This window comes from Erythrobacter sp. W302b, from assembly GCF_046452395.1.
Lineage (GTDB): Bacteria > Pseudomonadota > Alphaproteobacteria > Sphingomonadales > Sphingomonadaceae > Erythrobacter.
The window spans coordinates 1,363,368-1,381,760 of the sequence record NZ_JBKFDH010000001.1; the positions used below are offsets into that span (position 1 = coordinate 1,363,368).

Annotated in this window: 16 protein-coding genes and 1 tRNA gene; 7 read left to right on the forward strand and 10 right to left on the reverse strand. The window is 65.3% G+C overall.

The genetic code is table 11. The features are described from left to right. Positions 1 to 9 precede the first annotated feature (9 nt). Positions 10 to 1,572 (forward strand): sensor histidine kinase, encoded by a 1,563-nt coding sequence (locus ACLBKT_RS06615; RefSeq protein ID WP_410182148.1) that lies wholly within the window; start codon positions 10 to 12, stop codon positions 1,570 to 1,572. A 21-nt stretch (positions 1,573 to 1,593) separates the two neighbouring features. On the opposite strand, the gene ACLBKT_RS06620 is transcribed toward ACLBKT_RS06615, so the two are convergent. Genes ACLBKT_RS06620 through ACLBKT_RS06630 form a run of 3 tightly spaced genes read right to left on the reverse strand, consistent with a single transcriptional unit; the run spans position 1,594 to position 5,529 of the window. Continuing rightward, the gene (locus tag ACLBKT_RS06620; protein WP_410182149.1) at positions 1,594 to 2,493 is read right to left on the reverse strand and encodes a hypothetical protein; all 900 of its coding nucleotides are present in this window, start codon (positions 2,491 to 2,493) and stop codon (positions 1,594 to 1,596) included. A gap of 31 nt (positions 2,494 to 2,524) precedes the next feature. After that, positions 2,525 to 3,850 carry a sigma-54-dependent transcriptional regulator gene (locus ACLBKT_RS06625; RefSeq protein ID WP_410182150.1) on the reverse strand — a complete coding sequence of 442 codons (1,326 nt, stop codon included), beginning with the start codon at positions 3,848 to 3,850 and terminating at the stop codon, positions 2,525 to 2,527. After that, on the reverse strand, positions 3,847 to 5,529 hold the full coding sequence (locus ACLBKT_RS06630; RefSeq protein ID WP_410182151.1) for an ATP-binding protein: 1,683 nt from the start codon (positions 5,527 to 5,529) through the stop codon (positions 3,847 to 3,849). The genes ACLBKT_RS06625 and ACLBKT_RS06630 overlap by 4 nt, the downstream gene beginning before the upstream one ends. A 210-nt stretch (positions 5,530 to 5,739) precedes the next feature. On the opposite strand from ACLBKT_RS06630, the gene ACLBKT_RS06635 reads away from it, so the two are divergent. Genes ACLBKT_RS06635 through ACLBKT_RS06650 form a run of 4 tightly spaced genes read left to right on the forward strand, consistent with a single transcriptional unit; the run spans position 5,740 to position 12,308 of the window. After that, complete coding sequence (locus ACLBKT_RS06635) at positions 5,740 to 7,128, forward strand: dicarboxylate/amino acid:cation symporter (protein WP_410182152.1); 1,389 nt, start codon at positions 5,740 to 5,742, stop codon at positions 7,126 to 7,128. After that, a complete protein-coding gene (locus ACLBKT_RS06640) occupies positions 7,125 to 8,072 on the forward strand; it encodes an alpha/beta hydrolase (protein ID WP_410182153.1) in 948 nt (315 codons plus the stop codon). The genes ACLBKT_RS06635 and ACLBKT_RS06640 overlap by 4 nt, the downstream gene beginning before the upstream one ends. A 2-nt stretch (positions 8,073 to 8,074) precedes the next feature. Next, positions 8,075 to 11,128, forward strand: a complete 3,054-nt coding sequence (locus tag ACLBKT_RS06645; protein WP_410182154.1) for a TonB-dependent receptor domain-containing protein — start codon at positions 8,075 to 8,077, stop codon at positions 11,126 to 11,128. 13 nt (positions 11,129 to 11,141) lie between these two features. After that, a complete protein-coding gene (locus ACLBKT_RS06650; protein WP_410182155.1) occupies positions 11,142 to 12,308 on the forward strand; it encodes a M14 family metallopeptidase in 1,167 nt (388 codons plus the stop codon). A 19-nt stretch (positions 12,309 to 12,327) separates the two neighbouring features. Here the strand turns inward: ACLBKT_RS06650 and ACLBKT_RS06655 are convergent. The 3 genes from ACLBKT_RS06655 to efp all read right to left on the reverse strand — a co-directional run bounded on the left by ACLBKT_RS06655 (position 12,328) and on the right by efp (position 14,028). Further along, positions 12,328 to 12,412 (reverse strand) — tRNA-Leu (locus ACLBKT_RS06655). A gap of 134 nt (positions 12,413 to 12,546) precedes the next feature. Beyond that, entirely contained in the window at positions 12,547 to 13,365 is an 819-nt protein-coding gene (locus ACLBKT_RS06660) for an inositol monophosphatase family protein (protein ID WP_410182156.1), read from the reverse strand. A gap of 99 nt (positions 13,366 to 13,464) precedes the next feature. Further along, positions 13,465 to 14,028 carry an elongation factor P gene (gene efp / locus ACLBKT_RS06665; RefSeq protein ID WP_410182157.1) on the reverse strand — a complete coding sequence of 188 codons (564 nt, stop codon included), beginning with the start codon at positions 14,026 to 14,028 and terminating at the stop codon, positions 13,465 to 13,467. 237 nt (positions 14,029 to 14,265) lie between these two features. Here efp and ACLBKT_RS06670 point away from each other — a divergent pair, with 237 nt between their 5' ends. Continuing rightward, the gene (locus tag ACLBKT_RS06670) at positions 14,266 to 14,688 is read left to right on the forward strand and encodes an elongation factor P (RefSeq protein WP_410182158.1); all 423 of its coding nucleotides are present in this window, start codon (positions 14,266 to 14,268) and stop codon (positions 14,686 to 14,688) included. 46 nt (positions 14,689 to 14,734) lie between these two features. Here ACLBKT_RS06670 and ACLBKT_RS06675 read toward each other — a convergent pair whose 3' ends face one another. Then, positions 14,735 to 15,724 (reverse strand): hypothetical protein, encoded by a 990-nt coding sequence (locus ACLBKT_RS06675; RefSeq protein WP_410182159.1) that lies wholly within the window; start codon positions 15,722 to 15,724, stop codon positions 14,735 to 14,737. A gap of 64 nt (positions 15,725 to 15,788) precedes the next feature. After that, on the reverse strand, positions 15,789 to 16,418 hold the full coding sequence (gene thiE / locus ACLBKT_RS06680; protein ID WP_410182160.1) for a thiamine phosphate synthase: 630 nt from the start codon (positions 16,416 to 16,418) through the stop codon (positions 15,789 to 15,791). 79 nt (positions 16,419 to 16,497) lie between these two features. On the opposite strand from thiE, the gene ACLBKT_RS06685 reads away from it, so the two are divergent. Beyond that, positions 16,498 to 16,905 (forward strand): hypothetical protein, encoded by a 408-nt coding sequence (locus tag ACLBKT_RS06685; RefSeq protein WP_410182161.1) that lies wholly within the window; start codon positions 16,498 to 16,500, stop codon positions 16,903 to 16,905. A 3-nt stretch (positions 16,906 to 16,908) separates the two neighbouring features. Here the strand turns inward: ACLBKT_RS06685 and ACLBKT_RS06690 are convergent, their stop codons facing one another. Together ACLBKT_RS06690 and ACLBKT_RS06695 are read right to left on the reverse strand one after the other, a co-directional pair. Then, positions 16,909 to 17,793, reverse strand: coding sequence for a fructose bisphosphate aldolase (locus ACLBKT_RS06690; protein ID WP_410182162.1), 885 nt, complete (start codon positions 17,791 to 17,793; stop codon positions 16,909 to 16,911). 147 nt (positions 17,794 to 17,940) lie between these two features. Next, positions 17,941 to 18,393: a PaaI family thioesterase gene (locus ACLBKT_RS06695; protein WP_410182163.1), complete on the reverse strand. Its 453-nt coding sequence runs from the start codon at positions 18,391 to 18,393 to the stop codon at positions 17,941 to 17,943.

The following is an 18,393-nucleotide window of genomic DNA, read 5'->3' on the forward strand; positions in this document are numbered from 1 at the left end:
GGGCGCAGCGTGATCCGCGCGGTAAAGGAATGGCTCAAGGCGCGGTGGCCGCGACTTCGGCTGCGCACTATCGTCTTCGCCACCCTGTTCACCGTCGCCGCCCTGCCCGGCATCGCGGCGATGTTCCTGCGGGTTTACGAGAACACCCTGGTGCGCCAGACCGAAGCCGAGCTGGTCGCCCAAGGCGCGGCGCTGGCCGCCGTGGCCGCCGCGCAATGGCCGGGTGCGGCCGTCACGATGCCTGATCCGCAAGACTTCCGTCCCGAGCCACCGACGATTGATCTCAGCAGCAGCGACATCCTAGCCGAGCGCCCTGTGCCGCTACCCAGCGGGTTGGCGCCGGATGCCGATGCCGCCGCTGTCTGGCGCACGCTCGCACCGGTCGCAGCGCGCACACGGCAGGTCACGCTATCGTCGATCCTGCTGCTCGACCGGCGGGGCCTGATCGCTGCCGAACCCGACGGACTAAGCCTCGCCGCCCTTCCCGAAGTCGCCACCGCACGCTTAGGCCGCCCCGAGACGGTGCTGCGGCGCAACGGCGATTACCGCGCTACTTACCAATTCGAATGGCTGTCGCGGGCGGCGGCGGTGCGGGTGCATCATGCGCGCCCCGTCATCGTGAATGGTCGCGTCGTCGGCGTGTTGTTGCTGTCCCGTTCGGCCCGCAGCCTGTTCAAGGGGCTCTATGCCGATCGCGGCAAGATCCTGCTCGGCATCGCGGCGATCTTCATGGTGCTGCTCGTGCTGAGCAGCGTGTTGTCGCGCGGCATTGTGCGTCCGGTCGAAGCCTTGGCCCGCGCAAGCCGGGCGCTCGCCTCGGGACGGCAGGACTTTCCCGAACCGCCCCGCACCGCCGCCGCCGAGATCCAAGACCTCTACGCCGATTTCGCCCGCATGGCCGAAGCGATCGAGCAACGCTCGCGGTACCTGCGCGACTTTGCCCACGCGGTCAGCCATGAGTTCAAGACACCGCTGTCCGGCATTCGCGGCACGCTCGAAATTCTTGGCGATCATGGCGAGAGCATGGCCCCGGACGAGCGCCGCCGCTTCCTCGCCAATGCCGATGCCGATGCGGCGCGGCTGACGATGCTCTCGACCCGTCTGCTCGAACTCGCCCGCGCCGACCTCAGCGCCAACGACCCTGCCGGGCGGGCAGACCTCGGGGCCATCCTGAACCGGCTCGCGGATGCCTATCAGGCCGATGGGTTTGCCGTTGCCGCGACCCTGCCCGACAGCCTGCCCCTCCTCGCCATTCGCGACGCATCTCTCGAAGCCATTGCCAGCGCGCTGATCGACAACAGCCGCCAGGCCGGGGCGAGCCGGGTGCGTTTCACCGCCGAGCAGCGGGGAGGCGCCGTGCAGATCACGGTAGCCGACAACGGCCCCGGCATCGCCGAAGCCGATCGCACCCGCATCTTCGAGCCCTTCTTCACCACCCGCCGGGCAAGCGGCGGCAGCGGCCTTGGCCTGCCGATCATCAAATCGCTGATCGAGGCGGCCGGTGGCTCGTTGGCCTTGGTGGACAGCGAAAGCGGAGCGGCCTTTACGCTCGAGCTGCCGCTGGCCCTTTAGCCAGGGACGTAGCCGCTCGACCTACTCTTCCTGCCGTGCCGCAATCAATTCGGCCGCCGCCAGAGCCATCAGACCATTCTTGTGGCCTACGCCGGGCACGTGCTCCATTCGCCAGCCAAACGGCGTGTCCAACCGCGTGGCGAGCGCGCGCGCCTCGGCAAAGAATCTCTGCCCCCGCGCAAAGCGATGTGGCCCCTGCCGGTTCGCCTCGGGCGTGGTGCGCAGATCGGGATCGGCCGTATCCGTATCCGCCGTGCCGAGCAGCACTGTCAGCGGCTTGGCCAGCACGGCGTTGAACGTGTCTGGAGCGACCGGTGCGGCTCCCAGTCCATAGGGAAAGGCAATGGCCGGATCGGGCATGGTGTACCACCCGGCATTGGCAGCGATAGCCTGCTCGATCCGCGCTTCGGGCATGAACATCACGAAACGATGGACGAATTGTGCGCCCGCTGAATGGCCATAGATCGTGTAGCGTTCCGCAGCCGTCCCGAAGCGGCGGCGGGCCACGTCGAACAGGGGCTCGATCGCGGCGAAGGACCACAGCCTGCGCGGACGCAGGGCGCCATCCTCCTCGGCAAAGAAGCCCATGTTATAGCTGGCCGCGCCGGGAAAGTCCGAGCGGCTGAATTCCGGGACGATCACGATGAAGCGGTGTTGCACGGCGAGGCCCGCCCATTCGTCGCGGTAGCGATCAGCGTCACGGTTCACACCATGCATGACCACGACGACCGGCGTGTCAGGCCTCACCTCTGCGGGCAGCTGATACCATACTGGCAGCGGCGGCCCCTCCCATCCGGCGAACACGAACCGCCCTCGCCCGTCTTCGGCGGAAAGGGACGTGGCACAGCCGAGCAACAGCGCCATCGCCGTGGCGATCACGCGGAAGAACAGTCGCAAACCCAAAGCGGCACTCGGTATCATTCCACTTTTCCCATTCGGCCCGACCAACAGATCACTCACGGAACCGCGCCGGTTTGAGATCATACTTCGCCAGCTTGTCATAGATCGTCTTGCGCGGGGTTTGCAGCATGGCTTGCAGCTGCGCAATGTCGCCCCGGCACTGGCGCAGCGCGTCTTCCAGCACCGTCCGTTCGAAATCGGCGACGATTGCATGGAGCGGGCGCTGTCCGGTGAGCGGGCTCGCCGGTCCCTCGATCTCCGCCAGACCGAGCACAACCGCGCGGGCATAGCCGCTCAGCTCGTGGAGATTACCCGGCCAGTCGTGCGATTGGACATGGCGCCAATGGCTCTCGCCGATTGTGGGTGCTGACACGCCCGCGTCGCGCGCATGACGGGCGACGAACAGCCGGAAGATTTCCGGCACATCCTCACGCCGGTCAGCCAACGGCGGAAAGGCGATCTGGACCGCGCCCAACCGGTGCCACGCCGGATCGCGCAGGCTGTCCTGCGGCTGTTCGGCAAGCCGGGCGATGATGATGCGGATGTTGAGCCGCCGCGCGGTGGCCGCACCAAGCGGCCAGACCTCGCGCTTCTCGATCAGCGAAACGAGCCGCGTGGTCAAAACACCCCTGGCCGCGGCGATGTCGTCGAGAAACAGCGTTCCCCCGTTGGCACGCTCGATCAGCCCGGTCCGGGACAACTGCCCCGCGCCCGGATCGCGCCCGAACAGCAGCAACTCCGCATCCTCATGCGCGAGGACACCGGCATCGACCGTCACGAACGGGCGGCTGCGCCGAGGGCTGAAATCATGGATCAGTCGCGCGCCGTAGCTTTTGCCCGTCCCCGCCGGGCCGGTCAGCACAACGTCGATTTCTGACCGCGCGACGCCTTCGATAACTGACCGCAGCCGCTGGGCCGCAGGAGAGGAGCCGGGAATGGCAAGGCCGACATTGCGCCCGGCCTCTTCACGCAAACGCCGGTTCTCCAGCGCCAGGGCGCGCCGTTCGCTGGCCGCGCGCACGGCGCGGATCAGATCGGCCGAGGCGTAGGGCTTGGTCAGGAAATCGGCCGCGCCATTCTTCATCGCCGCCACCGCCATTGCGACATCGCCATGACCGGTGGTGAGGATCACCGGAAGGTCGCGGTCGATCTCGCGCAGCGCGGCGAAGAAGGCGATCCCGTCGATCCCCGGCATCCGCACATCGCTGACGACGACGCCGGGGAAGTCGGCATCCAGCCATCCGAGCGCAGCGCGAGCATCAGCGAATGCGACCACCTCCACCCCTTCGAGCGTGAGGGTCTGAACCGTCGCATCGCGCAGATCGGCGTCATCCTCGACCAAGGCGACCTGAATCGGGGGGATGGCAGAGGCGCTCATGCGGCGGGCATGACCATGGTGAAGCGCGCGCCTTGCGCTGTCGCTTCGTGAACCAGATCGCCGCCGAGCTGGCGCATGATGTCATGCGAAATGGCGAGGCCCAGCCCGATCCCCTCGCTTTTGGAGGTGACGAAGGGCTGAAACAGGGTTTCGCGCAGTTCACCCGGTACGCCCGGCCCATTATCGCTGACGCTGAGACGCACCGTGTCACCTTCAACCGCAATCGCGAGAGCGATCTGGCCGCCCTCCTCGCAGGCCTGCACCGCGTTCTGGAGCAGATTTACCAACACTTGCTCAAGTTGAACGTGGCGGGCGCGCACAGTTGTGGCGGCAAGGTCGGCGGCGGGACGGTCGAGCAAAATGCCCTTGTGCCGGATCTGATCGCGCAGCAGCAACAGCGACCCATCGATCACCTCTGCGAGCATGATTTCGCGCGGCTCCTCCGGCGAGCGGCGACTGAAATGAAGCTGTTCGGCGGTGATCTCACCGATCCGTCCGGCAAGTTGGGCAATCTTCTCGAAATTGGCCGCAGCCTCGGTCTGGCGATCCGCGGCCAGCAGGCGTTCGCCATTTTCGGCATAGACCTGCATCGCGGCGAGCGGCTGGCGGATTTCGTGGCCGAGCCCTGCGGTGATCTGCCCCAGCGTCGCGAGCCGGTTGGCTTGCTGAAGTTGCTCGCGCAGCAGCGCCGTCTGTGCCGCAACCCGAGCAGCCGCGCGCGATTGGCGCTGGCGCTGCCACAGATAGGCCCCCGCCCCCACCAGCCCGAGCAACACCAGCGCGATCACGCCCGCGAGCCTGCCATTGGCGAGCGCCACGGACAGGCGCGGCGCAGGGTCGGCAAGAAGGTGAAGTTCCCAGCCCACCGGGGTGATCGGCTGGATCTTTTCGATCATCTGCAAGGGTGAGGTCGCATCGCTGGTGGCAGGAAAGACAAAGCGCTTGGGCTGCGCCACACCAAAGCGCCTGGTGTTGTGGACCGGGTCGTCCGCTTGGCCGCTGGCGTCGCGTCTCTCCGCCGTTCTGAAACGCCAATCGGGATTGCTCGCCAGCAGCACGATACCGCCCTCATCGGTAACGAACACGCCGTCTTCGGCATCGCGCCATTTGCGTTCCAGACTGTCGAACTCAACCTTGACCGCCACCACCCCGAGCGGGGCTGCTGCCGGGCCGACCCGTTCGGCCAGATACAGACCCGGGCGGCGGCTGACCGTGCCGAGCGCGAATTCGCTCGCTGTGCCGCGTTGGGCTGCGCCGGAGAAGTACTCGCGGAAACCGTAGTTCGAGCCGATGAAACTGTCGGGGCGGTCCCAATTGCTGGCTGCCAGCGTCGTCCCCCGCGCGTCCATCAGGTAGATCGCGGCGGCATTGGTCTGTCCGGCCAACGCGGCAAGCCGGCGGTTGAGCACATCGCGCCCTGCGCTTTGCCCTCCCAGCAGCGCCGCGACCTCGGGATCGACCGCCAGGACGCGCGGCACCAGACTGAACTTGTTGAGCTCGCTCTCCAGTCCGGCCGCCAGGATCGCTGCTTGGCTCGTCGCTTCGGCGCGGGTCTCCGCCAGCGCATTGACCCGCACCGCCCGCTCGATCCCGAGCATGGCGAGCGCAGCCAGCAGCATCAGGGCAATCAGCCCCACCGCCACCAGATACCACCGCCCAAGCCTGATCTGTCGCACCATCCCCCTTCCGATTCCGCGAACGGATTGTGCGGATTTCCGCAGACGGTGCAACAAACTTGTGCGGATTTCCGCACAGAACGGCTGAATGAACGGCTTAACCCTCTGATATGGCACGACCGTGTCACAATCACCGCCAATCTTGCCACGCGCTTGCACAGGGCCGATCCTTGAAAGTGGAGAGACACGAAAGGGGAGGGAACCGCGCAGCCCATGGGTTTGCAAGCAGCCATGACGCCCGACGCACGCCCCGCGCCTGCGCGAAAGCCGTTCTATCGTCAGCTTTACGTGCAGGTGCTCACCGCGATTGCGTTGGGAGCGCTGGTCGGCCACCTGTTCCCGGAGGCCGGAGCCGCGCTGAAACCGCTGGGTGACGGCTTCATCAAGCTCGTGAAGATGATCATCGCGCCGGTGATCTTCCTCACCGTCGCGACCGGCATCGCCGGGATGCGCGACATGAAGGCGGTGGGCAGCGTTGCGGGCAAGGCCTTCGCCTATTTCCTCACCTTCTCCACCCTTGCGCTGGTGATCGGGCTGCTGGTCGGCAACATCGTGCGCCCCGGCGAAGGGCTCAACATCGACCCTGCCACGCTCGATACCGCCGCGGTCGCCGATTTTGCCGACAAGGCCGAGGCGCAGAGCATCAGCGGGTTCCTGCTCAACATCATCCCCGACACGCTGTTCAGCGCGATGACCGACGGCCAGATCCTGCAAGTCCTGCTGGTCGCCATCCTCGCTGGTGTCGCCATCGCCATGACCCGCCCGGCGAGCGATCTGGTGATGGACGTGCTCTCGTCGTTCAGCGAGGTGGTGTTCCGGCTGGTGCACATGCTGATGAAGCTCGCCCCCATCGGTGCTTTCGGGGCGATGGCCTTCACCATCGGCGAATTCGGGATCGGCAGCCTCGCCAACCTCGCCGCGCTGGTGGCGACCTTCTACCTCACCTCGCTGCTGTTTGTGCTGGTCGTGCTGGGACTGGTCGGCTGGTTCAGCGGCTTTTCGATCTTCGCGTTGATCCGCTACCTGCGCGAAGAATTGCTGCTGGTGCTGGGCACGTCATCCTCGGAAGCCGCGCTGCCGAGCCTGATGGAGAAGATGGAGATCGCCGGGTGCCGCAAGGCGGTGGTCGGGCTGGTGGTGCCGACCGGCTATTCCTTCAACCTCGATGGCACCAACATCTACATGACGCTCGCCGCGCTGTTCATCGCGCAGGCCGTGGGCGTGGAGCTGAGTCTCGCCGAACAGCTGACGCTGGTGCTGGTGGCGATGATCAGTTCCAAGGGGGCAGCTGGCGTCACGGGATCGGGCTTCGTCATTCTCGCCGCGACACTGTCAGTCGTGCCGGGGGTGCCCGTGGCGGGCATGGCGCTTATCCTCGGCATCGACCGCTTCATGTCGGAGTGCCGCGCGCTCACCAATTTCGTCGGCAACGCGGTGGCGACGATCGTGGTGGCGGGCTGGGAAAACGCGCTCGACCGGGAGCGGCTCGCCGCCGCGCTCGCAGGCGCGCCCATGCCACTGCCCGAAGAGGACATCGAGCGCCACGAACGCAGCGGCCCGGTGAGCGAGACGATCGCCAGCGCGCTCGAGAAACGGCCATGATCGCCCGCCACCTCTTGCTGGTCCTGACCGCGCTGCTGTCGCTGCTTGCGGCACCGCTGCCGGTTGCCGCCGCCTCGGCTGAGGAAATCCTGCTGTGGCCGGGCACGCCTCCGGGCCATGGCGCGGTCACCGGGCCGGAGAAGATCGGTGCCGAAGGGGCTGGCTACGGGGCCGTCTCCAACATCGCGACACCCCGGATGCGTGTCTATCGCCCCGCTGAGCCCAATGGCGCCGCCGTCCTGGTGGCGGGCGGCGGCGGCTATTTCCGCATTCAGCTCAAGAAGGAGAGCACGCCGGCGGCCGAGTGGCTGCAAGCCCAGGGCTTTACCGTGTTCGAGCTGATCTACCGCCTGCCCAATGATGGCTGGGACGCCGCCGCGCCCTTCATGGATGCGCAGCGGGCGATGAAGATCATCCGCACCCGCGCGGGCGAATTCGGTATTGCGCCGAACAAGATCGGGATCATGGGCTTTTCCGCAGGCGGGCATCTGGCGGGCTTCACCGCGTATCAACCCGCCCGCGCCCTCTACGCCGGGGCGGATCGTTTTGAAGCGGCGTCCGCCCGGCCTGACTTTGCCGTGCTGCTGTTTCCCGTCGTCACTTTGCGCAAGCCCTACGACACCACCCGCACCCGGCGGGAGATCATCGGCGACACAGCCGGCCCCGAGGCCGAGGACGCATGGTCGCTCGATACCTATGCCAGCAAGGACGCGCCGCCGACCATCATCTTTGCCGCGGCCGACGATCCGACCACGCCGCCTGGGCACGGGATCCTGCTGTTCCAGACCCTCATCGCCGCCGGGGCCAGCGCCGAACTGCATCTGTTCCGCGATGGGGGACACGGATGGGGCCTCGGCACGCCCGAGCAAGTCATCAGCCAATGGCCCGCGCTGTTCGCGCATTGGGCACAGTCACTCAAAATAACGGAAAAACGGGGAGAATAAGGATGTCGACGAAATTTCTGAGCAGGCTCGCCCTGATGTGCGGCGGAAGTCTGATTGCTGCGAGCGCCGCCTATGGGCAGGAGGCACCGCCGCCCGCGCCAGCGCCGGAAGACGATGTCGCCAACGAAATCGTCGTCACCGGCACCCAGATCCAGGGCGCCAAGATCAACGATGTGCTCCCCGTTACCGTGCTGGACGAAACCGACATTGCCAATGTCGCGGCGACATCGGGTGACGAGCTGTTCCGTGCCATTCCGCAAGCGGGCGCGGTCGCCTTCAATGAACAGAACGATGTGTCTTCGAACAACGCGCGCGGCGATGCCGCCTCGATCAACCTGCGCGATCTGGGCACGGGCAACACCCTGCTGCTGATCAACGGCCGTCGCATGGTGCTGAACCCCGGCTTCCAGACCGAGCTGCTGGTGCCGGTCGTCAGCCCCGACACCAACGAAATCGCACCCGGCAGTGTCCGGCGGCTCGAAGTGCTGCGTGATGGCGCATCGGCGATCTATGGCGCGGACGCGGTGGCGGGCGTGGTCAACACCGTCCTGCGCGGCAACCGGAAGGGCGGCTTCATCGAAGGCGAATATCGCAACTCGGACGGCACCGGCCTTTACAGCACCCAGATCAACGGCGGCTATGGCTTCGACTTTGCCGGCGGGCGCGCCAACCTGACGGTCTATGGCGGCTATTTCTACGAGAACGGAATGGACGCCTCGGAGCGCGCCTATTCCGCCGATGATGACAAGACCCCGCTGCTGGTCGGCACGCCGTTCGAAGGCGATACGCAGTTCAACAACCGCAACACCTTCGGCCCGTTCGGCCAGTTCGATATTCAGATCACGAACAACAACCAGACCCCGATCCGCGACGATGACTTCTATCTCCAGCCCTCGACCCTGACCGGCTGCCGCCTTGAGCTTGGGAATGGATTGTGCGCGCGCAACGGCGATAACCCGGCGGTTGGCGTGCGCTACAACCGCGCCTTCGGCACGACGCTCATCAGTGAGAAGACCCGCATCAACGCCGTCGCTTTGTTCAACTACGAATTCAGCAACAATGTCGAAGGCTATTTCGAAGGCACCTATTACCGTTCGGAAAGCAGCCGCAACATCACGCCTGCCGCGATTCTCAGCGCGGTGCCGGTGGGCATTTCGCGCAATGCCTATTGGAACCCGTTCGGCCCCGTGACCTTCCCGGGCGGAGCAGCCAACCCCAATCGCGTACCCGGCATCACTGTCCCCGCAGGCGGTGCGGACCTCATCATGGAGCGGTATCGCTTCGTCGATGCCGGCAATCGCACGGTTGATGTCGACAAGGACTCCTTCCGCCTTGTCGCCGGTCTGCGCGGCAACTTCGGCGCATGGGATTTCGACACCGGCTTCGTCTATTCCGAGGCTAGGAGCACCGATCTTGAAGGCAACCGTGTCTCGCTGACGCTGTTGCAGCAGGCGATCAACAAGTCGACATCGGATGCCTACAACCCCTTCAACGGCGGCTGCGTGACCGGCGATCCGGGCAATGACGATTGCACCCCCAACCCCGCCAGCGCGATCGACCCGTTCCGCATCAGCGTGTTCCGCACCGGCGGCACCAGTCTTGCGCTCGCGGATTTCAAGGTCAGTAACAGCGCTCTGTTCGCTCTGCCCGGCGGCGATGTCGGGGTGGCAGCGGGGATCGAATGGCGGCGCGAGACTTTCTTTGATGACCGCGATCCGCGCATTGATGGGACCATCACATGGACCGACAGCGTCACCGGTGTGTTCGACGGCAGCGACGTTGCCGGCACCAGCGCCTCTCCGGATACCCGCGGGGTCCGCACGGCCTATTCGGGCTTTCTCGAAACCTTCGTTCCACTCGTGAGCGAGGATATGGACATCCCCTTGGTCAGCGCACTCAACCTGCAATTGGCAGGGCGGATCGAGCACTTCAAGGATATCGGCGAGACGGCTATCGTCCCGCGTGCCGCCGCATCGTGGACGGTGGTCCCCGGGCTGATGTTCCGGGGCGCATGGTCGCAGGGCTTCCGCGCGCCGAACCTGGTGCAGGTCAACGACGAAGGCACCACCCGCTCCAACACCCGCGACGATTTCGTGCGTTGTCAGGCGCAGGTCGAAAAGGGGGTGATCGCCAATCTGGGCGTGTGTCCGGGTGAGGGTATCATCAGCTTCCGGTCCGGCACCGATCAGCTGCGGCCCGAGGATAGCGAGAGCATCAATCTGGGCACCGTCCTCGAGCCTGCATTCATTCCCGGCCTGACGCTGACGGCGGACTACTGGCGCGTGAAGCAGACCGGGCTGGTCGGCGTCTTCGGTGACGACAATGCCATCGCGCTCGATCTGCTGCTGCGTCAGAACGGCAGCAGCAACCCCAACGTGATCCGCGCTGCGCCGAACGCGGAGCAGATCGCCCTCTACCAAGGCACCAGCCTTGCCGCGGCGGGTGACATCATCCGGGTGCTCGATCCCTATATCAACCTCGACAGCCGCGTATCGAAGGGCTGGGACTTCGGCCTCGCCTACAACGTCCCCGAATTCGGCCTCGGAAAGTTCCGGTTGCGCTTCAACGCGGCGCGGCTGGAAAGCTTTGTCCAGTCCGCCGGGGCGGATGGGCAGACTCTGGTCGATGCCGTGGCCAACGGGGACTTGCCGCCCGAAGTCAGGATCGAAGGTCTTGGCCAGCTGCTGGAGATCGAAGGTCGGCCCAAGTGGCGCTACAGCGGCTCGATCAACTGGGGCAGCGGCCCGTTCGACGCGTCGCTCTTCGCCAGCTATGTTGGCAAGGTGTGGAACACCAGTGTCAGCCGCGACGTGCCGCTGGTGTCGGACGATCCCAACGCGAACTTCTTCCGCGTGGACGATATGCTGACGATCAACACCGCGATCAGCTACACTTTCGAGGACGGCGGCGCGCTGGAAGGCACCCGCATCCGGTTGGGGGTGAACAATCTGTTCGATGTCGATCCGCCACTGGCCGATGACACCTATGGCTTCTTCAGCGCCTTGCACTCGCCGCGTGGGCGGGTGTTCCGGGTCGATATCCGCAAGACGTTTTGATAGGCCCGCACCCATGGGGATCTTGCTGCGATACCTGTGGGCAGGTCTTGCCGTGGTGTTGGGGGCGTGCGCGCAAACGCCGCCCCCTGCCTCAATCGCGGCGCCGGACAGTGCCTGCCGCACCGCTTCGGTCCTGCTCGCTTTCGATTTCGACGGAGCCGCTCCGGCGCGCTGCTCCGTCACGGGGGAGCGGGCTTTCACGCTGCTGATCACGCCCGAACACGCGCCGCCGATCAATCCCAGCCCATGGTATGCCTTCCGCTATGACGCCGATGGCACTGCGCCCGTAAGCGTCACGCTGCGCTATCTCGGCGGCACGCACCGCTACGCGCCGAAGTGGCAGAGCGGGGATCTGGCCCGCGATCTGCCGGTGACAGTCAGCGCCGATGGCGCGGCCGCCAGCATGGAGCTGCCAGCGGGCGCGGCGGTCGTCTCCGCGCAGGAGCTGATCACTCCCACCGACACCAGCGCCGATCTGCGGCGCTGGAGCACGATGCTGGGCGTGCCCCCCTTCACCCTCGGCCGGTCGCTGGACGGGCGGGCGATCGAGGCGATCCGCATCGGCCGGCCGGAGGCGCCGAGACTGGTGATCCTCCTCGGCCGCCAGCACCCGCCCGAGGTCACCGGGGCGATCGCGATGCAGGCATTTGTCGAGGCACTGGTCGGCACCGCCTTACGTGACGGGCTCGGCGATGTGCAATTTCTGGTTGTGCCGATGCTCAACCCCGATGGCACCGCGCGCGGGCATTGGCGCGCCAATCGCGGCGCGGTTGATCTCAACCGGGACTGGGGCGATTTCTCGCAGCCCGAGACCCGCAGCGTGAAGTCATGGCTCGATGCCCTGCCCGCGGGCGTGCGGCCGGTGCTGATGGTGGATTTCCATTCGACGGGTCGCAACCTGTTCTATGTGCAGGGTGACGAGGCCAGCCCGGCGCAGCAGCGCTTCCTCGCCGCATGGCTGGGCGGGCGGGAGCAGGCCTTTGCGGGCTACCCCTTCACGATCGAACCGCGCAACGCCAACCCTGGCAGTGGCACGGCGAAGAACTGGTTCCACGCCCGCTATGCCATTCCGGCCTATACCTATGAGGTCGCCGATACCGCAGATCGCACCGCAACGCGCTCTGCTGCCAGCGGCTTGGCAGAGGGCCTGCTGGGAGCGCTTAATACGCTCGACCGGTGAAGCCGGGAAGATGCCGGAATGGTGCCCCTGGCCAGACTCGAACTGGCACTTCTTTCGAAACTCGATTTTGAGTCGAGCGCGTCTACCAATTCCACCACAGGGGCGCCTGTGCAGGAGCGCAGGCTGTTAGCGCGGCTTGCGCATCGCATCAAGCATCACGCCGCTTGTTTCACGTGAAACTCAGCCAAATCGCGACACCGCGCGACAAGACCTGCGCAACACCTGCCAAGGCGCGGGGCTAGCGCAGCGCGCCCGCCAGCAGCTTGTGCAGCTTCGAATGCAGCGCATCGTTCGCGGCGAGCACCTGCGCGGAGTGGATCGGTTCGGACCGGCCGCGATAGTCGCTGACAAAGCCGCCAGCTTCGCGCACCAGCAAACAGCCGGCTGCCGTGTCCCATTCGCTCAGGCCGCTTTCCCAGAACCCGTCAAACCGGCCCTGCGCAACATAGGCCAGATCGAGCGACGCTGCGCCGAAGCGGCGGATGCCCGCAACCTCGGGGCCGATGGCGCCGAAGATGCGGCTCCATTCGGCAAAGTCGCCGTGCCCGAAGAAGGGCACGCCCGTCGCCACCAGCGCGTCCGACAGGCGCGAGCGGGCCGAGACGCGCAGGCGCGCATCGTGGAGCCATGCTCCGCGCGATTTCTCCGCCCAGAAGGTCTGGTCGGTGATCGGCTGGTAGACCACGCCCGCGACCACATCGCCCCAGCCCTTGCCGTCGGGACGCGGTTCCTGCGCGGCGATGGAAATCGCGAAATGCGGGATGCCGTGGAGGAAGTTGCTGGTGCCATCGAGCGGATCGACGATCCAGCGCGGCATCCCCGGATCGCCCTCGATCACGCCCGCCTCTTCCATCACGAAGCCCCAGCCCGGACGGGCCGCGAGCAGTTCGTCATAGATCGTGCGCTCGGCGCGCATATCGGCCTTGCTGACGAAATCGGCCGGGCCCTTGCGGCTGACCTGAAGGTGCTCGACTTCGCCGAAATCGCGCCGCAGACGCCCGCCCGCCTTGCGCGCGGCGCGTTCCATGACGCGGATGAGGCCGGAAATAGCTGCCATTACAATACTCTCTTGCCGTTCGCCTCGAGCGCAGTCGAGAGGCTTGGGTGACGGCGCTATGGTGTCTCGACTTCGCTCGACACGAACGGGATCAGGGTTTCAGCCCGCCTTGCCGACGTAGGCCTGCTCGTAGACGTCGACGATAATGCGCGTGCCGCTGCCGATGTGCGGCGGGACCATGATGCGCACGCCGTTGTCGAGGATCGCGGGCTTGTAGCTGGACGAGGCGGTCTGCCCCTTCACCACGGCGTCAGCCTCAACGATGGTGGCTTCGATCTGCGCGGGCAGCTCGACCGAGATCGGCTTTTCGTCCCACAGTTCGAGCGCGACCTGCATCCCGTCCTGGAGGAAGGGGCGCGCATCGCCCAGGAGGTCGCCCGGCAGGGTGATCTGATCGTAGGTGTCATTGTCCATGAAGACGAGGTCATCGCCCTCGGCATAGAGGAACTGGAAGTCCTTCGTATCGAGCCGCACGCGCTCCACCGTGTCGGCGCTGCGGAAGCGCACGTTGGTCTTGCGGCCATCCTGCAGGTTCTTCATTTCGACCTGCATATAGGCCCCGCCCTTGCCGGGTTGGGTGTGCTGGATCTTGGCGACCTTCCAGATGCCGCCTTCATATTCCAGGATGTTGCCGGGGCGAATGTCGACGCCGCTGATCTTCATGGCTGTGGGCCTTATTACGAGGTGGAAAGAGCGTTAGGGCGCGCTACCGCAACGGCGCACGCCCGCAAATGATGCGCGCCCATAGCCGAGCAGACCCGTGCGGGCAAGCGGGGGGAGATGGTGGCAGGCGGAGGCCCAATGCCCCTCCCCGTCCACCTTTGCGGATGGAGAGTGACTCGACCACATTATGATTAACCGCATGGCGTGCGGCCGCAGCCGATGTTAGAGGGCGCTCCCATGAAGACCCGTTATGTGTTCCTGCTGATCATCAGCGCCGCGGCTGCCGCTGCTTTCCTGCCGGGCGGCGCCCAAGGGCAAGACCGCAATGCCTCCCGCCCGCAAGGTCGGGCAACTGCGCCCGCCAGCGGAATGCTCGGCATTCTTCAGCACGGCAACTGGCAATGCGCGCTGCCGGGCGATGCCGGGGGTGAGGCCTTTCTCGAAGTCCCCGAAGAGGCGTTTCGGATCGGCACCGCCTCCAGCTATGAAAACACCGAAGGCAACGGCATCTATCTGCTGCGCGGCACCGAGCTCGTCTTCACCCGTGGCCCCAAGAAGGACCAGCGCTTCCGGGTGCTGGGCGAGAACACCTTGCAGAAGCTCAACCCGGACGGGAGCCTCAGCAAGCTGATCTGCACGCGGATTGGGAACGGCAACTAGTCCCAGACCACGGCCCCTGTGTCGGGTGTCATGCAGCCCGAAGTCTCTAGCAAAGCGTTTGCTTCAGTGGGACCGCCAGGCCCGAGACACGGGCGAGTTCGCCAATCCAAGCACACACTTCGCGGATTTCGTCTGCAGTGACCGCACTGCGCGACCGCTCAATATCGCGTGCTTCTTTGGTGGCGTAATCCGACCCTGTCTTGGCGTCGGTAGCAAACACCGGGCCGTCCAGAATCGCTCTGATATCGCAATCGTGCAGCCCAAGCTCGAGATGCGCGGCTGACGATCTGATAGTGGCAGCGCGGTTCTCGTCGAAGTGTGAACTGTGCAGCACGGCAGCGCGCGATGCGCCGATGTCGCCTTGGGACGTTTCGAACCAGTTTTGCATCAAGAGCCACCCCAGCGCAGCAACTTGCAGATCGGTCATGCCAGGAATATGCGCCGCAAAACCATCTACTTGGCCCGCGTATGACGCCGCCACGAGATAGGTTTGTCTGCCCCATTGCCGACCCAAGAGACCCTTGCGCACAATCGCCCACAGAAACTCATCCAGCGCGTTTGTCAGCAGGATCGCCCGCATTCCTTTGCGCGTCGCCATGATCTTGGGAATCAGACGATTCTGGAAATTGCTCGGCTTGATCACCACCGCCGCTCCGGCCGAATGTGGCCGCGACAAGAGGTCTATGACCAAGGCGATCAGGTCATCACTGGGATCGGCAAGGCGGGAAAGACTGTTCAGAATTTCCGGCTCGTTAAGGCCGCGCACCTTGCCCTCGACACCAAGCGCCCTGAGCAGCAGCGTGGAGCGGCAAAAGCCCGAATGAAAAATAAAGCTAGCGGGCCCTGTTTGCAGACGCGCGCCATGAAGATCGTTGATCGACACCCACTGCTGGTCCGTACCCGTTTGATTGGCGAGGAACGCATGTGCGTTGAATTCGTCGCGGGCCAACCGGACAAACAGCATCTCTTTGCCAGACGGATCAATCTGATGCGGCAACCAATCAGGATTTGATAGAATGTGGGTTAGTGTCGTCATTCCGGCATAATATCGACCGGAAAGCTCAGCTGTGCAACGACGTTCCCAACAGCGCCCCTGCGCTTCAGCCGCGCATCGCCTTGGCGAATGCCTTGATCGCCGCGACCTCATCTCCGTTCCAGACGGCGCCCGATACCGCAAGGAAATCGGCTCCCGCGTCAATCAGAGGTTTGCAATTGTCCGGGGTAATCCCGCCGATGGCGACGCAAGGGATTTCGAAGATCTGGGTCCACCATTGCAGTATTTCGACGTCAGGCACTTCGGCATCGGGGCCCTTGTCTTTGGTGGTCGAGGGGTAGAACGCGCCGAACGCGACGTAATCGGCCCCCGCCTCCCCCGCTTCCATCGCCATGTGGCGGCTGGCGTGGCAGGTGACGCCGATCTGCGCTTCGCGCCCCAATTCCTGGCGCGCATCGCGGGGCGAGCCGTCGTCCTGCCCCAAGTGCACACCGTCGGCCTTCAACCGCTTGGCCAGCGCAACCGAATCATTGACGATGAAGGCCACGTCATGCGCAGCGCAGATGGCTTGAAGCGGCGCTGCCAGTGCGGCGGCCGCGTGGCTGTCGACCCCCTTCACCCTAAACTGGAACGCGGTGACGAGCCCCTTGCCCGCTTCCAGCGCACGTTCGAGCCGCTGGGGAAAGGTGCCGCTGACGTCGAGCGGGGAGATGAGATAAAGCTGTGTTTCGATCATAGCTGGAAGCGCTAATCGCTCACGCGGTCGCTGTCACCTGTTCAGCCGCCACTCAGCCATTGGCGCGCTTAAGGGCGGCATGAACCCTCTGCTCCGTGCCGCCCTGCCCCTCACCCTCGCCGCGATGCTCGGTGCTTGCGCCGTTATCCCGGACCGCGCCGGGGTGGAGAATATTCCGCTGCCCCAAGGAAGCCCCGCGGCGCTACTCCAGACCGTGGCGGTCGGCGATCTGACCGTGACCCCGCAGGAGGTCGTCGAAGACAGCCGCTGCCCGATCAATGCCCGCTGCATCTGGGCCGGGCGGCTGGTGGTCCGCACCCGGATCGACGGCGCAGGTTGGCGCGACACGGCTGATCTGACACTCGGCGAGCCGTTCGGCACGCATGGCAAAGTGATCGCGCTGACCTCAGGGGAACCCGCGCCCGAAGCCGGAGCCGGACGTGAGACCGCCAAGGAAGACTACCGCTTCACCTTCGAGGCGCGTTGAGCCTCAGGCGCTCGCGCTGGCGATCTTGTCAATCGCCTTGCCGAGCACAGTGTTGAACTCGGCATCCGACTGGCCCTTTCGCAGATCCTGCAACAGCCCGCGGCTGAAGCTGGCGATCATGCCGGGGTTCTGGGCGAGGCGCGAACAGGCATCGTCGGTCGAAAACCCGCCCGAGAGCGCCACCACGCGCAGCACCTTGGGGTGCTGCGTCAGCGGGGTGTAGAGCCCGGCGGTCGCGGGGATCGAGAGCTTCAGCATCACCTGCTGGCCTTCGGGCAAGGTGTCGAGGTGCTTGCGGATTTCTTCGAGCAGGATCGCTTCCCCCGCCGCACGGTCATCCGCCGTGATGTCATATTCCGGCTCGATGATCGGCATCAGACCCGCCGCGATGATCTGTGCGCCGACTTCGAATTGCTGCGCAACCACAGCGGCGATCCCGGCGGGATTGGCTGATTTGATCACGGAGCGCATCTTGGTGCCGAACATCCCCGCCGCGACCGACTTTTCGAGCAGCGCCGCCAGTTTCCCCATCGGCTTCATCAATTGCACGCCATCCGCTTCATCGGCGAGGCCTTCGTCGACCTTGATGAAAGGCACGATCCCGCGGGCCTTCAGCGCATCGCCGGTCGAAACACCGTCCACCACGCCGTCCATCGTGCGCTCGAACAGGATCGCGCCGATCACCTTGCCGCTCCCGAAACAGGGCGAGGTGATGACGCGGGCGCGCATGGCGTGGATCTGCGCGAACATTTCCTCGTCGCCCGACCACTCGGAGTCTTCCACCCCGTAACCGCGCAGCGCCTTGGGGGTCGAGCCTCCCGACTGGTCCAGCGCGGCAATGAATCCCTGTCCGGTGGCGATTCGCGTCGTCATTTCGAGGGTGTTCATGGCTGGCTTTCTCCGGTGCGAAGGTGGTCCGCGATGCGGCCTGATTGCGTCTATGCTTCGGTCTATGCATAGGTATGCACAAACCCGCTGTGGCGCCATTAGCGAGCCGCCAAGGATGCTGCAACCGCGAAGGCGGCGGCGTTGCGATCAGCGCCGGGTGAGGCGGCGGATGATGCCGGTAAAGCTCAGTGCGGGCTTGCCGTCGCCGGTGATGATCCCGCGCACGAAGATCGTCTTGCCGCCCCCGCGTGTGACCTCGCCCCGCGCCTCGATCAGCGCGCCATCCGCAACCGAGCCGAGGAAATCACCCGCAAGGTTCAGAGTGACCGCGTGATCGCCGTTCAATTCGTCGGTCGCGATGGCGAAGAGGGCAAAATCGGCGAAGGTCAGCAAGCAGCCGCCATGCATGAAGCCGCCGCCGTTCATGTGGCGCGGTTCCGCGCGGAAGGCGCTGACATAGGAGCCGTCTTCCTCCCGCCGGTAATAGAACGGGCCCGAGCGCGTCTCGAACGGATCGCCCTGCCAATAGCGCCACCCGGCAAACTCGCCGCTCTCCATGACGCTCAACTGGCCGTAACTGGTTTCTACCGCTTCGCTCAT

Coding starts and splice junctions, on each gene's coding strand:
- ACLBKT_RS06620 (WP_410182149.1), bottom strand. CDS start 2,493: ATGATACCGAGTGCCGCTTTGGGTTTGCGACTGTTCTTCCGCGTGATC.
- ACLBKT_RS06625 (WP_410182150.1), bottom strand. CDS start 3,850: ATGAGCGCCTCTGCCATCCCCCCGATTCAGGTCGCCTTGGTCGAGGAT.
- ACLBKT_RS06630 (WP_410182151.1), bottom strand. CDS start 5,529: ATGGTGCGACAGATCAGGCTTGGGCGGTGGTATCTGGTGGCGGTGGGG.
- ACLBKT_RS06635 (WP_410182152.1), top strand. CDS start 5,740: ATGGGTTTGCAAGCAGCCATGACGCCCGACGCACGCCCCGCGCCTGCG.
- ACLBKT_RS06640 (WP_410182153.1), top strand. CDS start 7,125: ATGATCGCCCGCCACCTCTTGCTGGTCCTGACCGCGCTGCTGTCGCTG.
- ACLBKT_RS06645 (WP_410182154.1), top strand. CDS start 8,075: ATGTCGACGAAATTTCTGAGCAGGCTCGCCCTGATGTGCGGCGGAAGT.
- ACLBKT_RS06650 (WP_410182155.1), top strand. CDS start 11,142: ATGGGGATCTTGCTGCGATACCTGTGGGCAGGTCTTGCCGTGGTGTTG.
- ACLBKT_RS06660 (WP_410182156.1), bottom strand. CDS start 13,365: ATGGCAGCTATTTCCGGCCTCATCCGCGTCATGGAACGCGCCGCGCGC.
- efp (WP_410182157.1), bottom strand. CDS start 14,028: ATGAAGATCAGCGGCGTCGACATTCGCCCCGGCAACATCCTGGAATAT.
- ACLBKT_RS06670 (WP_410182158.1), top strand. CDS start 14,266: ATGAAGACCCGTTATGTGTTCCTGCTGATCATCAGCGCCGCGGCTGCC.
- ACLBKT_RS06675 (WP_410182159.1), bottom strand. CDS start 15,724: ATGACGACACTAACCCACATTCTATCAAATCCTGATTGGTTGCCGCAT.
- thiE (WP_410182160.1), bottom strand. CDS start 16,418: ATGATCGAAACACAGCTTTATCTCATCTCCCCGCTCGACGTCAGCGGC.
- ACLBKT_RS06685 (WP_410182161.1), top strand. CDS start 16,498: ATGAACCCTCTGCTCCGTGCCGCCCTGCCCCTCACCCTCGCCGCGATG.
- ACLBKT_RS06690 (WP_410182162.1), bottom strand. CDS start 17,793: ATGAACACCCTCGAAATGACGACGCGAATCGCCACCGGACAGGGATTC.
- ACLBKT_RS06695 (WP_410182163.1), bottom strand. CDS start 18,393: ATGAGCGAAGCGGTAGAAACCAGTTACGGCCAGTTGAGCGTCATGGAG.